Source organism: Burkholderia aenigmatica, from assembly GCF_902499175.1.
Lineage (GTDB): Bacteria > Pseudomonadota > Gammaproteobacteria > Burkholderiales > Burkholderiaceae > Burkholderia > Burkholderia aenigmatica.
On record NZ_CABVQC010000012.1, the window covers coordinates 1 to 15,319 of the forward strand.

General features: G+C 68.3%; 14 protein-coding genes. 10 read left to right on the forward strand and 4 right to left on the reverse strand.

Annotated elements, in window-relative coordinates; genetic code table 11:
* Positions 1 to 126: 126 nt before the first annotated feature.
* Positions 127 to 1,173, reverse strand: a complete 1,047-nt coding sequence (locus BDO18943_RS10905; protein WP_175022296.1) for an ABC transporter substrate-binding protein — start codon at positions 1,171 to 1,173, stop codon at positions 127 to 129.
* 50 nt (positions 1,174 to 1,223) lie between these two features.
* Positions 1,224 to 2,396 carry an LLM class flavin-dependent oxidoreductase gene (locus tag BDO18943_RS10910; RefSeq protein WP_175022297.1) on the reverse strand — a complete coding sequence of 391 codons (1,173 nt, stop codon included), beginning with the start codon at positions 2,394 to 2,396 and terminating at the stop codon, positions 1,224 to 1,226.
* Positions 2,397 to 2,851: 455 nt separating this feature from the next.
* On the opposite strand from BDO18943_RS10910, the gene BDO18943_RS10915 reads away from it, so the two are divergent.
* Genes BDO18943_RS10915 through BDO18943_RS10930 form a run of 4 tightly spaced genes read left to right on the forward strand, consistent with a single transcriptional unit; the run spans position 2,852 to position 6,686 of the window.
* On the forward strand, positions 2,852 to 3,928 hold the full coding sequence (locus tag BDO18943_RS10915; RefSeq protein ID WP_175022298.1) for an ABC transporter substrate-binding protein: 1,077 nt from the start codon (positions 2,852 to 2,854) through the stop codon (positions 3,926 to 3,928).
* 31 nt (positions 3,929 to 3,959) lie between these two features.
* Positions 3,960 to 5,066 carry a PhnD/SsuA/transferrin family substrate-binding protein gene (locus tag BDO18943_RS10920; RefSeq protein ID WP_175022299.1) on the forward strand — a complete coding sequence of 369 codons (1,107 nt, stop codon included), beginning with the start codon at positions 3,960 to 3,962 and terminating at the stop codon, positions 5,064 to 5,066.
* Complete coding sequence (locus BDO18943_RS10925) at positions 5,066 to 5,881, forward strand: ABC transporter permease (RefSeq protein WP_175022300.1); 816 nt, start codon at positions 5,066 to 5,068, stop codon at positions 5,879 to 5,881. The genes BDO18943_RS10920 and BDO18943_RS10925 overlap by 1 nt, the downstream gene beginning before the upstream one ends.
* Before the next feature lie 16 nt (positions 5,882 to 5,897).
* Positions 5,898 to 6,686, forward strand: coding sequence for an ABC transporter permease (locus BDO18943_RS10930; protein ID WP_175022301.1), 789 nt, complete (start codon positions 5,898 to 5,900; stop codon positions 6,684 to 6,686).
* Here the strand turns inward: BDO18943_RS10930 and BDO18943_RS10935 are convergent.
* On the reverse strand, positions 6,677 to 7,792 hold the full coding sequence (locus BDO18943_RS10935; RefSeq protein ID WP_175022302.1) for a sigma-54 interaction domain-containing protein: 1,116 nt from the start codon (positions 7,790 to 7,792) through the stop codon (positions 6,677 to 6,679). The genes BDO18943_RS10930 and BDO18943_RS10935 overlap by 10 nt on opposite strands.
* 120 nt (positions 7,793 to 7,912) lie before the next feature.
* Complete coding sequence (locus BDO18943_RS10940) at positions 7,913 to 8,593, reverse strand: class II aldolase/adducin family protein (protein WP_175022303.1); 681 nt, start codon at positions 8,591 to 8,593, stop codon at positions 7,913 to 7,915.
* 388 nt (positions 8,594 to 8,981) lie between these two features.
* On the opposite strand from BDO18943_RS10940, the gene BDO18943_RS10945 reads away from it, so the two are divergent.
* The 6 genes from BDO18943_RS10945 to BDO18943_RS10970 all read left to right on the forward strand — a co-directional run bounded on the left by BDO18943_RS10945 (position 8,982) and on the right by BDO18943_RS10970 (position 15,312).
* Complete coding sequence (locus BDO18943_RS10945) at positions 8,982 to 10,265, forward strand: alpha/beta fold hydrolase (RefSeq protein ID WP_175022304.1); 1,284 nt, start codon at positions 8,982 to 8,984, stop codon at positions 10,263 to 10,265.
* A gap of 147 nt (positions 10,266 to 10,412) precedes the next feature.
* Positions 10,413 to 10,703 (forward strand): co-chaperone GroES, encoded by a 291-nt coding sequence (locus BDO18943_RS10950; RefSeq protein WP_011356207.1) that lies wholly within the window; start codon positions 10,413 to 10,415, stop codon positions 10,701 to 10,703.
* A 12-nt stretch (positions 10,704 to 10,715) separates the two neighbouring features.
* A complete protein-coding gene (groL, locus tag BDO18943_RS10955; protein WP_175022305.1) occupies positions 10,716 to 12,356 on the forward strand; it encodes a chaperonin GroEL in 1,641 nt (546 codons plus the stop codon).
* A gap of 178 nt (positions 12,357 to 12,534) precedes the next feature.
* Positions 12,535 to 13,149, forward strand: a complete 615-nt coding sequence (locus tag BDO18943_RS10960; protein WP_175022306.1) for a LysE family translocator — start codon at positions 12,535 to 12,537, stop codon at positions 13,147 to 13,149.
* A gap of 57 nt (positions 13,150 to 13,206) precedes the next feature.
* Positions 13,207 to 14,499 carry a hypothetical protein gene (locus BDO18943_RS10965; protein ID WP_175022307.1) on the forward strand — a complete coding sequence of 431 codons (1,293 nt, stop codon included), beginning with the start codon at positions 13,207 to 13,209 and terminating at the stop codon, positions 14,497 to 14,499.
* 441 nt (positions 14,500 to 14,940) lie between these two features.
* Complete coding sequence (locus tag BDO18943_RS10970) at positions 14,941 to 15,312, forward strand: DUF6697 family protein (protein WP_043178447.1); 372 nt, start codon at positions 14,941 to 14,943, stop codon at positions 15,310 to 15,312.
* Positions 15,313 to 15,319: the final 7 nt, after the last annotated feature.

Genomic DNA, 15,319 nt, shown 5'->3' on the forward strand with positions numbered 1-15,319 from the left:
GCCCGCCACCCCGCCCGCACCCGCACGCGGCGCCGCGCGCGCCGCATGCCGGCGCGCCGGGGGCACCCCGTATTCGATCGTCAGACCTGTCATGCTCGACTCCTTGCAGTGACGCGCCGCGGCGCGCTACGCGACCCACGCATGGCGTTGCCGGTCGATCCGCGTGAACGGCGCCGGGTCGATCCATGCGCGCGCATCGAAATCCTGTTCGAGGAAGCCCCACTCGACGAGGAAGTCCTTGAACGCGACCAGCCCGTCGATCGACGTCTGCGCGAGCCCCGTCTCCAGATGGCGGTGCACATCCGCACCGTACGCATAGCGCACCCATTCGTCGGACGCGCGCGTTTCGCGGCCGATATAGGCGACCGTCTCCGCCGGATGGCGCGCGGCCCAGTCGCCGGCCCCCACCACGACCGACAGGAAACGGCTGACGAGATCGGGGCGCGCGTCGATCAGTGCGCGGTCGACGGTCAGCGTGCGCGGCGTGCCGTTGCCGATCCGCACGAGCGGATCGGGGTGCGCACCGAGATCGATGACGACCTGCGCGTCGATCAGATGCACGGTTTCGAGCCCCTCGACGCCTTTCACGAACACCGCGTCGACCTCGCCGCGCATGAGCGCCGCGATCTCGAGCCCGTACTCGTGCGGGCCGCGCGTGAACGAAGCGGGCCCGGTGCGGCGCTCGCGCTGGTCGGGCAGGTCAACCCATTCGGCGTCGCCGTGCCCGAGCCCTTCCAGTTCGAGCGCGCTCAGGAAGCCTTTCAGCGCGGCCGCGCGCCAGAAGTCGATGCTGATCGGATGGCGCGGCAACCCGAGCCGCCGGCCGCGCAGGTCGCGCACGGTGCGGATGCCGCGATCGGGCAACGTGACGATCGCCTGGAATTCGTTGGTCCACGACAGGCCGATCACGCGCGTATCGGCGCCGCGCGCCCGCGCCCACAGCGCCGGGATGTTGCCGCCCTGCCGGAACGAGTGCGGCATGCTGTGATCGAAGTGCGATTCACGCTTGCCGGCGTCGGCCGTCTCCTGCAGCGAATGCAGCGCGATGCCGTCCGGCCCGAACTCCTCTTCGAACCAGCCGCGGTGCACGGCGATGCCGAGCGCGGTCGGCACCGGGCAGCGCGTGTACCAGAGTGCGTCGCAGGCCGTGGCCTGCGCAGCGAGTGTCGTCATGGTGAATGTCCTTGTCGATGTCGTTGGATTGCGCGGGATTGCCGTTGCGCTCATGCGCCGGCTACACGCAGCGCCGCCCGCGTGCCGCGCGCGTTCAGCGCGCCGTCGACGAGCGGCAGCACTTCCTCGCCCACGCGGTACGCCTCCTCGAGATGCGGGTTGCTCGCGAGGATGAACGTCGAGACGCCGATGTCGACGTATTCCGCGAGCCGCTCGGCCACCTGCTCGTGGCTGCCGACGATCACGCAGCCGGGGCCACCGCGAATCTGCGACATCCCGGCCCACAGGTTCGGGCCGACGATCAGGTCGTCGAAGTGCTGCGTGTTGCCCTGGTGCAGCGCGAACTGGCGTTTCGCGCCGACCGATTCCGACGACTCGCCGCGCCCGCCGAAGCCGTTGCGCGTCGCGTCGCCCACCGTCGCGAACATCTGCCGCAACTCGGCCCACGCCTGCTCCTCGGTCTCGCGCGCCAGGATGTCGATGCGCATGCCGAAGCGCAGGTCGCGCTCGGCGTTCTGGCGCTCGAGCGCGCGGCGCGCCGCATCGATCACTTCCTTCTGTTTTCCAAGCGGCTCGCCCCAGCTCAGGTGCACGTCGCCATGCTTCGCGGCGACCGCGAGCGCGGCATCGCTCGCGCCGGCCAGGTAGATGCGCGGCGGCTTCTGGCCGCTCAGCGGCGGCAGCAGGCCGCCGGCTTCGACGCGGTAGAAGCGGCCGTCGAACGTGAACGGCTCACCGGCCGCGACGCCCTTCACGACATCGAGGAATTCGTCGGTGCGCGCATAGCGGCTGTCGTGATCGATGAAGTCGCCGTATGCGCGCTGGTCGGGGCCGCCACCGCCCGTGACGACGTTCCACTCGACACGGCCGCGGCTGATCCGCTGCAGGCTCGCGGCCATCTGCGCTGCATAGACCGGATGCACGAAATGCGGCTGCAGCGCGATCAGGAGCCGCAGCCGGCGTGTCTCGCGCGCCAGCGCGGCGGCCACGACCCACGGTTCCTCGGTAAAGCGGAAGATCGGAATCAGCGCGCCGTGGAAACCGGCGATGTCGGCCGCGCGCGCGACCTGCGACAGATAGTCGATGTAGCCGAAATCGTCGTCGTCGACTTTCGGCGCGACGCGCGACGCGCGCTGACGGTTCCATTCGCCGCGCGTATGCAGGTCGTGTGCGCGCCGGCCGTCGCCATGCATCGGCAGGCGCCACAGAAATTCAACAGCCATCGGAGTTCTCCTGGTCGGGCCATTCGGATTGCGTGCGGCATCGGCGTGCCGCGCGTGTGCTGCGCTGTAAAGCACGCGGTGTGCCAACGCGCTCGCCACCGCGCGTGCCGAGCCGTCGATGAATGCGCACGGCGCCTTGCCGGTCGGGCATCAGCGGCAATCGCGCAGCGCGCGCCGGCTGGTGCTGGCCACACCGAAACACGCCCGTACCGCGCTGCTGCACCGGCCGCACCGCTGCTGCGCGCGCAACAGCGGCCGACGCGACTGTTGCTGACGCAACAGGCGATGCATCGGCACGTGCATCGCACCTCCCGCGCGACGCCCGCGCCGCGTGCGGCCGCGCCGTTTCCGTTCACTGGCCCGGAACTTGCAACGTTGACCGGCCCGCGCGTGCGACACCGACGCCGTGCGCGACCGGGCTTCAACCATGCTTACGCAGAGAGGGAATCTCACCCATGACAGACAGGCCCGATTCGTCATCGGACAAGCAGCAGACGTTCTGGTACGCCCGATCGCCCGTGCCGACCCCGCTCGGCATCGCCGTGCATCTCGGCTGGCTCAACGGCGAAACGTCGGCCGACGGCGTCGCGATCCGCTCGCCGCGCGGCGCCACGCGGCACGACGTGTCGTCGATCAGCGATCACACGCTGACGCGGTCGTTTCGCCAGGGCGGCAGCATCCCCGCGATGTGGGCGCGCTCGAACGGCGCGAACACGCGCGTGATCGGGCTGTCGTGGGTCGACGAATCGCAGTTGATCCTCGCGCGGCCCGAGTCGGGTATCCGCTCCGTGAAGGCGTTGCGCGGGCGCCGCATCGCGATCCCGAGCCGCCCCGACGACCGCATCGACATCTTTCGCGCGTCGGCGCTGCGCGGTTTCGGCAACGCGCTGAGCCTCGACGGGCTGACCACACGCGACGTCGAACTCGTCGACGTGCAGGCACGCACGCTGCAGGCCGTCGGGCCCGCACGCGCGGCGGACCTGTTCGCGTCACCGCACGGCTTTTCGAGCCGCGCGCTGTATGCGGCCGAAGCCGGCGCGCTGCTGCGCGGCGAAGTCGACGCGATCTACGTGAAGGGCTCGACCGGCCTCGAGATCGCGCAGCTGATCGGCGCGCACGTCGTGATCGACATCGGCTTTCATCCGGAGCGTTCGATCCGCAACAACAACGGCACGCCGCGCCCGCTGACCGTCAACGCCGACGTGCTCGCGAACCATCCGGACATCGTCGCCGGCTTCCTGAAGCTCGTGGTCGCCGCCGGCGAATGGGCCGGCACGCATCCCGACGAAACCGCGCACTACGTGGCCGGCGAAACCGCGTCGTCGATCGACTGGGTCCGCGCCGCGTACGGCAACCAGCTGCACCGGCATCTCGGCGTCAACCTCGACGACGAATCGGTCGCCGCGCTCGACGACTTCAAGACGTTCCTGCACGACCAGGGCTTTCTGGAAGCCGACTTCGACGTCGCCGACTGGATCGACCCGCGCCCGCTCGCCGACGTGCTGCGGCCGTCGCTGCAGAAACGCGCGTGAGCCCCTTTTCCGCCCCCTGCTCCGGATCATCATGAAATACACGCTCTCCCTCGCCTCGCTGCACCGCCCGCTGCGCGCGCTGTTCGCCGTGCTGCCGTTCGCCGCCGCATCGCTCGCCGCGCCGGCTGCGCATGCGGACGATGCGCCCAAGGTCGTACGGATCGCCGTCGTCGCGTATTCGAGCGCCGGCAAGACGCAATACGCGGGCGCGTCCGCGCTGATCGACGCCGACAAGTCGCTCGAAAAGGCACTGGCCGCACGGCACGTGAAACTGCAATGGGTACCCGTGTCGACCGCGGCAGTCGGCACGCTCGTCAACGAGGCGTTCACGAACGGCAGCATCGATTTCGCGGGCTACGGCGATCTGCCGTCGGTCGTCGTCAACGCATCGGGCACGCCGACGCGCCTGATCGTGCCGGGTGGCGTCGGCAGCAACACGTATCTCGTCGTGCCGGCCGGTTCGACCGCGAAGTCGATCGTCGACCTGAAAGGCAAGCGCATCGCGCTCAATCGCGGCCGGCCATGGGAAGTCACGTTCAGCAAGCTGCTCGCCGAGAACGGGCTGAAGCTGTCCGACTTCAAGATCTACAACCTCGACCCGCAGGCCGGCGCGGCGGCCGTCGCGGCCGGCCGCGTCGACGGCTTCTTCACGCTGTCCGACGCCTATTCGCTCGTCGACAAGCAGGTCGGCAAGATCATCTGGTCAACCAAGACGGCGCCCGATGACTGGAAGATGCGCGCGGAGCTGTGGGCGTCCGACGATTTCGTGCGGCGCTACCCCGACATCACGCAGCTTGTCGCGACAGCCTACGTGCGTGCCGCACACTGGATCTCGCAACCGCAGAACCGCGACGCGTACGTGAAGATCCTGAGCGCATCGGGCCAGCCCGAAAGCGTCGTGCGGCGCGAATACGCGGACGAATCGACGCCGTGGAAGGAGCAATGGACGCCGCTCTTCACGCCGGCCCTGACCGGCCACTACCGCGACGTCGTCGCGTACAGCCGCCAGGCCGGCCTGACGTCCACGCCGGTCGACGTGAACGCGCTGCTCGCGCCGACCTTCGTGTCGACCGCGCTCAAGCAGCTCGGCCTCGACGGCTACTGGCGCGCCGACGCCGCACGCGTCGCGAGCCGCTGATGCCGATGCATGCCCTCGCGTCGAACGGCGCACGCGCGCTCCGCCTGCCCGGTATGGCACGGCTCGGCGGGCTCGCGCTGTGGTGGGCGACGCCCATCGCGTTCATCGCGCTGTGGTGGCTTGCGAGCGCACGGCATTGGTTCCCGCCACAGCTCGTCGTGCCGCCCGATCGGCTCGCGGCGACGCTGCGCACGCTGCTCGACACCGGCGAACTGCGCGACAACCTGATGATCACGCTGCATCGCCTCGCGCTCGGCTTCGCGATCGGCGCGACGGGCGGTGCCGCGTTCGGCATCCTGCTCGCGCGCAGCCGGCTGTTCGCCGACTACCTGCGGCCGACCTTCGACCTGCTGCGGCAGGTGCCGACGCTCACGCTGATTCCGCTGCTGATCCTGCTGATCGGCGTCGACGAGCCGCTGAAGCTCGTCGTGGTCGGCAAGGCCGTGTTCTTCCCGGTTGCCCTGGCCGCGTACACGGGCGTGCATGACGCGCCGCGCGACCTCGTCGAGATGGCGCGGCACTACGGACTCGGCCGCTTCGCGCTGCTGCGCGACGTGCTGCTGCCGGCCGCGTTGCCGCCGCTGCTGACGGGCGTACGGATCGCGCTCGCGCGCGCGTGGCTCGCGCTCGTCGCGGTCGAGCTGCTCAGCGCCGACAGCGGGATCGGCCAGATGATGGAACTGGCGCGGCAGATGCTGCGCCTCGACGTCGTGCTCATCGACGTCGCGGTGATCGGGCTGATCGGCTTCGCGATCGACCGGTCGATCGCGCTCGTGCAACGCTACGCATTGCGCTGGCAGATGCCCGCGCGCTGAACGGACAGACTTCGGAATGACCCTCGCTACGCTCCCCCCCTCATTCGCCACGCTGCGCCGCCGCGCGTGCGGCCTCGTCGTGCCGGCCCTGCTGGTGGCCGCATGGCAATACGCATCGTCCGGCGACGCCGCCCATCAATACGCGTTCGTGCCGTTGCAGCAGGTCGGCGCCGCGCTCGTCGAACTCGCGCGCAGCGGCGAACTCGCGACCGATCTCGGCGCGAGCCTGCGCCGCACGACGCTCGGCCTCGTGGCCGGCGTCGCGCTCGGGCTCGTGTTCGGTGCGGCCATGGCGCGCTCGACGCTTGCGCGCAAGCTCGGCGAGCCGGCGTTCCAGGCATTGCGCTACGTGCCGCTGCTCGGCCTGATTCCACTGCTGAGCCTGTGGGCCGGCACCGGCGAATTCGCGAAAGTGTTCATCATCGCGCTCGCCGCGTTCTATCCGATGACCACCGCCAGCTTCGACGGGCTGCGCCGCGTCGATCCGCGCTACGTCGAACTCGCGCAGTCGTATCGACTGACGCGCGTCGGCCTGTGGCGCGACGTGCTGATTCCGGGTGCGTTGCCCGACCTGTTCGCCGGCGTGCTGCAGGCCGTGCCGTTCGCGTGGATCACCGCGACCAGCAGCGAGCTGCTGTTCAACGCGGGCGCGGGTGTCGGCAGTCTGATGCAGAACGCGCAAGCCGGCGCGCGCGCCGACGTCCTGCTGGTATGCGTGCTGGGTGTGACGACGCTCGCCGTCGGCATGAGTGCGCTATGCGAGCGGATCGCGCAGCGCGCGCTGCGCTGGCGCGATCACGCCTGACGGCGCAGCCGCGCGTCGGCGTCGCCCACGTCGCGCGGCTTCAGGATGCCGAGCTGTGCGAGCCGCGCGCGCACGATGTTGCGTGACTGGTCGAGCAGGCGCGACATGCGCAGCTGGTTGTGCTCGCTGTAGTCGAACACGCTGCGGTAGACGGTGTCCTCGATGTGCTGCCAGAGTGCCGGCGTGCCGAGATCCAGCAGTTCGATCACCGCGTGACGCAGCGCGTCGGTCGCTTCGGCCACATCGCGCGCACGGCGCGGCGCCTCCGCCGTGGCGCGCGAGTCGCCGGCATCGGGGGCGAGCGACAGCGCGGAAAACTGCAGGTCGCCCACCTCGATCGCGCCGCCCGCGCAGATCAGCATCGCGTGGTGGATCACATTCTCGAGTTCGCGGATGTTGCCGGGCCACGCGTGCGCATGCAGCCGTGCGCGCGCGGCGTCCGTCAGCGTCGGCGCGGCCACCCGCAGCCGCTTCGCATAGGTGTCGATGAAGTGCTCGATCAGCGGCGCGATGTCGCCGGGCCGCTCGCGCAACGGCAGCAGGCTCAGCTTCACGACGTTGAGCCGGTAGTACAGGTCCTCGCGGAAATTGCCTGCGCGCACCGCGGCTTCGAGATTCACGTTGGTCGCCGCGACGAGCCGCACGTCGATCTTCACGGTCTTGCGCGACCCGACCGGTGTCACTTCGCGCTCCTGCAGCACGCGCAGCAGCTTGACCTGCGCGGACAGCGGCAGGTCGCCCACCTCGTCGAGAAACAGCGTGCCGCGATTCGCGGATTCGAACCAGCCGGGCTGGCTGTTGATCGCGCCGGTGAACGCGCCGCGCTCGTGGCCGAACAGCTCGCTTTCGATCAGCGTTTCGGAGAACGCGCCGCAGTTGACCGCGACGAACGGGCCCTCGTGGCGCTCGCTCAGCGAATGCACGAGGCGCGCGATCAACTCCTTGCCAGTGCCGCTCTCGCCGGTGACGAGCACGGTCGCGTCGCTGGGCGCGACGAGCTGGATGCGCTCGAGCAGCACCCGCGATTTGGGATCGTCGAACGTCAGTGCCTTCGCGCGGATCGTGATCGCATGCGAAGTCGGGTCCGGCAAGCTGAAGATGGCCATGGCACAACCGGCGTGTTGAACGGGGAAGGTTCGACGATAACAAGGCTCGCGCCGGCCACGAACCAATTCATCGAGCTATCGGTATGACGGCGGCCGGATTGCGCAGGCCGCCGCGCGACGTCATGCGAGGCCGGTCATTTTCCATTGCTGCTCGAGCGCGCCCGGCCCGAATTCGAGCGAACCGCCGAGGGGTTCCGCGAGCGCCTGGAAATACGCGGCTTCCTCGAGGATCAGGATGTACTTCGATACATCGAGGATCGACTGGCCCCAGAACGTCGCACCGCCGTTCGCCTCGATGATTGCAGGCACGTCGGGGGTGCGGCGGATCGTGTCGACGATGAAGCGCGGCTCGCCGGGACGACGATCGACATACACCGGAATCTCGCGGGCGCGCGTGTAGCGCGCAGCCGGCGCGTAGCGGATCGGCAACGGACGATGCGCGCTCGCCCAAGCGCCGAGGTACGGGCCGTGCACGTGGATCACGACACCGACTTCCGGCGCCTCGCGGAACACGTCCGCATAGCGTGGCCCGTTGCCGCCCGCGCGCGCGTCGCCGTGCAGCACGTCGCCGTCGAACGTGACGACGACGGGCTGGATCTCCTGCGACGCGGCCCATGGGCTCGGCGCCGACAGCGCGACAACGAGCTCGGTGCCCGGCACGCGCTGGAACGCCTGGAACGTGTTGGTGGCGGACAGTGTGCGCGTGTCCTTCAGCACGCGCGCGGCCTGCGTGAATTCGCGGGTGGCGCGCTCGACGAATGCCACGAGTTCACCGCTGTCGATGGTTGAAGTGACGGACATGAGGAGGGTTTCCTTGATCGGGTGGACGGATGGGCTCGCATCGCGATGTCGACACGCCGCGACGCACGGCCACCGGATCAGCAGCAATCGTGCCAGCCGCGCATGCATGCGTCGAAGGCCCGCGCCACGGTGCGTGTGCGCCTTGCACGACGCGCGCCGTGCGATCCACGTGTGTGCCTCTGTTGCGGGAGCAACAGCCCGCCAGCCCGGATTGCTGCGCGACACACAGCCGCTGAATGCGTGCGGGGCACGCCGGAAGACGCAGCGGCCCGTCGTGCCGCGCGCCACGCACCCAACGGATGCGCTGGTTCGAAACTTGCATCGTGGTCGGCCCGCGCCGCGCGATGTCCGGCGCGTCCGATCCGACTTCACCGACACCCATCCGACCATGACGTTCCTTCCCCTGCGCGGCTACACCGCACGCACGCTGCTGGCTTCCGCACTCGCCGTATCGTCTCTCCTCGCGCACGCGGCTTCGCCCGGCCGCGTTCCCGCGCCCGATCCGTTGCAAGGCGACGGCCGCGTGTCCGCGTTCTACACGTGGGACCGCGACATTCCGGCGACGCCCGGCGTGCTGCTGCGTTCCGAACCCCTTCCGGCGACGCTCGGGCTCGCGAGCGCCGGGCGCCAGCTGCGTATCCTCTATGCATCGACCGATGGCGTCGGCGGCCGCACGCCGATCGCCGTGTCGGGTGCGCTGTTCGTGCCGCGCGGCACGCCGCCGGCGGGCGGCTGGCCGATCGTCGCGTGGGCACATGGCACGTTCGGGATGGCCGACATCTGCGCGCCGTCGTGGTTCGGCCGCTCGTATCGCGACGTGCGCTACCTGAACGCGTGGCTTCAACAAGGGTTCGCGGTCGTCGCGACCGACTATCAGGGGCTCGGCACGCCCGGCCCGAATCCACAGCTCAACAACCGCTCGAACAGCTACACGTTGCTCGACAGCGTGCGCGCGGTGCTCGGCGGCGTGCCGGGCCTCGCGAACGAGGTCGTACTCGTCGGCCAGTCGCAAGGCGGCTCGGCCGTGTTCGCGGCAGCCGGCTATGCACCCGCCTACGCGCCGGAACTCGCGATCCGCGCGACCGTTGCTACCGGGACGATCTACAACGCATCGTCCGCCACGCTCGCGTCGTTGCCGAAGTTCGAGAGCGCGTACCGGCGCGACCCCGACCGCGTCGATCCGACGCTCGCGTACCAGTTCTACTCGGTGCTCTCCGCGCAGCAGATCGACCCGTCGCTGCGCGCAGACGAAGTGCTGACCGAGCAGGCCTTGCCGATCCTCGAACAGGCGCGCATCAGTTGCCTCGCGTCGCTCGAGGACGACGCGGCGCTCGCGCACCTCACGCACGCGAACACCGTGAAGCCCGGCGGCGATGCCCGGCTGAAGACATGGTGGGACGACTATCTGAAGTATCCGACGCTGAAGATCGCGACGCCCGTCTTCATCGGCGCGGGTGCGGACGACGGGCTCGCGCCCCTCGAACTCGCACTCGCGAAGGATGCGTGCGCGGCGGGTACGACGGTCGAGGCGCACCTGTATGCGGGCCGCGAACACAACGGCACCGTGAACGCATCGCTCGCCGATTCGATTCCGTTCGTGAAGCGCGTGCTCGCCGGGGAAAAAATCCACCCGGTCTGCACGCCCGCCGCGCAGCAGGCCGTGTCGCAATAGCCGGCACCGCACGCTTTGCACGACGGCGCGAATGCATTTCCGAATCCGTTATTGGATCGCGCCGCCGTGCATTTTTATACTCGTCAGCACTCTCTGAAAAAGAGTGCCAGCCCATCTCGACAGAACAGATCAGCACAGGACGAACCAATGAGCCTACGCCCCTTGCACGACCGCGTGATCGTGAAGCGACTCGATCAGGAAACCACCACCGCGTCGGGCATCGTGATCCCCGACAGCGCCGCGGAAAAGCCCGACCAGGGTGAAGTGATCGCCGTTGGCCCCGGCCGCAAGGATGCGGACGGCCAGCGCATCGTGCCCGACCTGCAGGTCGGCGAGCGCGTGCTGTTCGGCAAGTACGCGGGCCAGGCCGTCAAGGTGGACGGCAACGAGTTTCTCGTGCTGCGCGAAGAAGACATCGTCGCGGTCGTCAATCAATAACGGAGCGCAATCATGGCAGCAAAGGAAATCATTTTCAGCGACGTCGCACGGGCCAGGCTGACCGAAGGCGTGAACATTCTCGCGAACGCGGTGAAGGTCACGCTCGGGCCGAAGGGCCGTAACGTCGTGCTCGAACGCAGTTTCGGCGCGCCCGTCGTCACGAAGGACGGCGTGTCGGTCGCGAAGGAAATCGAACTGGCCGACAAGTTGCAGAACATCGGCGCGCAGCTCGTGAAGGAAGTCGCGTCGCGCACCAGCGATGCGGCCGGCGACGGCACCACCACGGCGACCGTGCTCGCCCAGGCGATCGTCCGCGAAGGCCAGAAATACGTCGCGGCCGGGCTCAATCCGCTTGACCTGAAGCGCGGCATCGACAAGGCCGTCACCGCGGCCGTCGACGAGCTGAAGAAGATCAGCCGGCCGACCACTACGAGCAAGGAAATCGCGCAGGTCGCGACGATCTCCGCGAACGGCGAGGAGTCGATCGGCCAGCGCATCGCGGAAGCGATCGACCGCGTCGGCAAGGAAGGCGTGATCACCGTCGAGGACGGCAAGTCGCTCGCGGACGAACTCGATGTCGTCGAGGGGCTGCAGTTCGATCGCGGCTACCTGTCGCCGTACTTCATCAACAATCCCGACAAGCAGATCGCCGAGATCGAAAGCCCGTACATCCTGCTGCACGACAAGAAGATCTCGAACATCCGCGACCTGCTGCCGGTGCTCGAACAGGTCGCGAAGTCGGGCCGGCCGCTGCTGATCATCGCGGAAGATGTCGAGGGCGAAGCGCTCGCGACACTCGTCGTGAACAACATCCGCGGGATCCTGAAGACGGTGGCCGTGAAGGCGCCGGGCTTCGGCGACCGCCGCAAGGCGCTGCTCGAGGACATCGCGATCCTCACCGGCGGGCAGGTGATCGCCGAGGAAACGGGCCTGACGCTCGAAAAGGCGACGCTTGCCGAACTCGGCCAGGCGAAGCGCATCGAGGTCGGCAAGGAAAACACGACCGTGATCGACGGCGCGGGCGATGCGAAGAACATCGAAGCGCGCGTGAAGCAGATCCGCGTGCAGATCGACGAAGCCACGTCGGACTACGACCGCGAAAAGCTGCAGGAACGCGTCGCGAAGCTCGCGGGCGGCGTCGCGGTGATCAAGGTCGGCGGCGCGACCGAGATCGAAGTGAAGGAGAAGAAGGATCGCGTCGACGACGCGCTGCACGCGACGCGCGCGGCCGTCGAGGAAGGCATCGTGCCGGGCGGCGGCGTCGCGCTGATCCGCGTGCGGCAGGCGATCCGCGAACTGCAGGGCGTGAACGCCGACCAGAACGCGGGCATCAAGATCGTGCTGCGCGCGCTCGAGGAACCGCTGCGCCAGATCGTCACGAACGCGGGCGAGGAAGCGAGCGTCGTCGTCGCGAAGGTGGCCGAAGGCTCGGGCAACTTCGGGTACAACGCGCAGACAGGCGAATACGGCGACCTCGTCGAATCGGGCGTGCTCGATCCGACCAAGGTCACGCGCACGGCATTGCAGAACGCGGCGTCGGTCGCGGGGCTGCTGCTGACGACCGATGCGACCGTGTTCGAAGCGCCGAAGGATGCGGCGCCGGCAGCCGCGCCGGGCGGCCCGGGTGCGGGCGGGCCGGGGTTCGATTTCTGACGGTGCGGTGCGTGTGCCGGTTCGCCGGCATACGTGCAGCAATACGCAGCGATGCAACGCGTGGCGATGGAAGTCGTCACGCGTTTTTGCATTGGATGGGCGAAAAAGAGCGGCGTGCCAGCCCGCCAACGCGCTCGGGTAAGATGAACGCCCGTCCCGTCGCACTGCCTTCCACGCCATGTCGACCACCGTCACCACCTTGCTGCCGCTTGCCGGCGTCCTTCTACTGAGCGTCGCCAGCCCCGGCCCGAACTTCGTGATCGTCACGTCGACCGCGGTCGCGTCGCGCCGTGCCGGCGTGATGACGGGCCTTGGCCTGGCCGCCGCGTCCGGCACCTGGGCGGCGATCGCGATCGCCGGGCTCAGCCTGCTCGTCACGCATGTCGCATGGGTGCACACGGCGCTGCGGCTGGCGGGCGCCGCGTACCTGATCTGGCTCGGCCTGAAGATGATCGTGACCGCCCGCAAGCCGTTGCCCGTTGCCGCGCCGGCCGCCGCGTCCAACTGGCACGCCGCCAGGAAGGGCTATGTCGTCAGCATGACGAATCCGAAATCGGTCGCGTTCTACGGAAGTATCTTCGCGCTGATGGTGCCAGCCCACGCGCCGGCCTGGCTCGATCTCGCGGTCGTCACGCTGTCGGTAGCAATCTCGGCCACGTGGTATTGCACGATGGCGCTGCTCGCCTCGCACCCATCGGTGCGCGCGCTGCTGGTTCGCCGCAAGGCCGTGCTCGATACGACGGCCGGCCTGCTGCTGATGGGTGTTGGCGGGCGGATGCTCGCCGGACGCTGATCCGCTGCGTTTCCATTCCCGCTGGCACACACGTTTCGAACCTCCACCGCGCCCACCATGCCGACCATCCAAACCATTCTCGACGACTACGAACGCCTCGGCTGGACCAACAACGATCCGATGTCGCAGATGCTGGCGCTGCGGCACGACGACCCGGCGGCACTCGCCGACCTCGTGATCGCATCGTTCGATCGCGTGTTTCCGCACGCGACGTTCCTCGACGCCGCGCTCGATCTGATGGACGACACCGCTTTCGCGAAGGTCGCCACCGAAGCGTGGCAAGACGTCCGCAACGGCGCATGGAACGATCGGCTCGCGAGCGTGTTGTCGAGCGTGGCAACGCAGATGCCGCAGGTGTTTTCCGGTCACTGGGACATGCTCGTCGACATTTACACCACGAAGCAGTCGCCGCGCCTGTACGTCGAGGACAACGTGTGGCGGATGCTCGATCCGGCGACGGTCGAACGATGGCGCGGCCGGCTTGCCGACGTCCCTTCCGGTAGCAAGGTAGAGCATGCACGTGCCGTCGCGCTGCTCCATTCGCGACAGCCTGCGGCCGTTCGCGACGCGGCAGCGTGGTTGTTTCCGGACGATCCCGGGACGCGCGCCAACTGGCTCATGTCCGCCGGCTACGTTCAGGAACACGACACATTGCGCGCATTGCACGGCGAAACGCCGCTGCACATCGACTTCGGGCCGACGCTGGGCGCACCGATACTCCGCGCCCAGCCGAAATGGCAACGCGGGGTTCTCGCGCATCATGCAACCTGGCGCGCCGGCGATTCGCATCGATTGGACGCGCGCTTTGGCGGCGTATCGTCGCATCGATGCGGCCTGTGTCACGCACCGCTGCATCGGTTGCTGACACTGCCGCAACCCGCTGAAGCGGGCATCGACAGCTCAACGCCCGTGTCGTTCGACACCTGCCTGTCGTGTGTCGGCTGGGAGAGCGACGGCCCGATATTCCACCGCCACAACGACGCCGGCAACGCCTGTGCGCACCCGTCTCAGCAACGCGACGCCGCCATCCAGCCGGAATATACGGCGGCCCCGCTCGTAGAGGCCGACGTTGCACTCTTCGCCGCACCCGCACGCTGGACGCGGCAGGAATGGGGCCTGTCGAACAGCCGGCAGAACCTGAGTCGTGTCGGCGGTGCGCCGTCGTGGGTACAGTCGGCGCAGTATCCCGATTGTCCGGATTGCGGCCGCAAGATGTCGTTCGTCATGCAGCTCGATTCCGACCTTCCGCAAACGGACGGCGGCGAATGGCTGTGGGGCAGCGGGGGCGCAAACTACACGTTCTGGTGCGCGCCGTGCCGCACCAGCGCGCATCTCTGGCAGTGCACGTAGCACACGGCGCGATCCCGCACGGGCCGCGTAACCTTTACGACCTTTTTACTTGCGCCCGCGCTTGCGTTCACTAGAATGTGTTCGCAATCCATCCATCACCGAGTACGCACATGCGCATCCGAAGTCCTCGCCCCCCGAGTTGCTTTTCTGCCTGACAGGCAGGACGCCTGCGTCTCTCTGTTCCCGAGCCACCGTCCCGCCAGCAGGCGGACGGTGCGCGCCGTAGTCCTTCCCGTGCACGCTTGAACACGACGTCGATGCGTTGATCGCGCATCGTGCCGGCAAGCGTGTTCGCGCGGAATTATCGAATCACGACGCGCCATCGATCCGCCGCCCCGGCAACGATCGACTGGCATGCCTCGCATCCCGCATGTCGATCCAGCCGCGTTACTTCGCATACCTGATTTAACCAACGGAAGTTTCCGATACCGGAGCCCGGTCATGTTCGAGATCGACAAGCAGTACACCCGCGAATTCATCCACACCGCCTGCGGCGGCAGCAAGCAGGCGTTCCTGCCGACGAAAAACGGCAAGGTCGTGGCCGCCTGCCTGCGCACGGACCTCAACCCGCACGCGCCCGACGTGATCCTCTGCGACGGCAGCGCGTCCGCGCGGGCGGCCGGCAGGACGCTCGCCGCGCAACGCGATGCGATTCCGGTGTTCATCCGCATGGCAACCGACGCGTACCGCTTCGTCGGCCAGTACGTCGTCAGTGAATCGCTCACCGCACCGCTCGACTGCGCGCCTTACGTGCGCAACAGCAGCTTCACGTCAGGACAGATCTCGCGCGTCCTCAAGCTCAAGCGCTGCTGACCCGCTT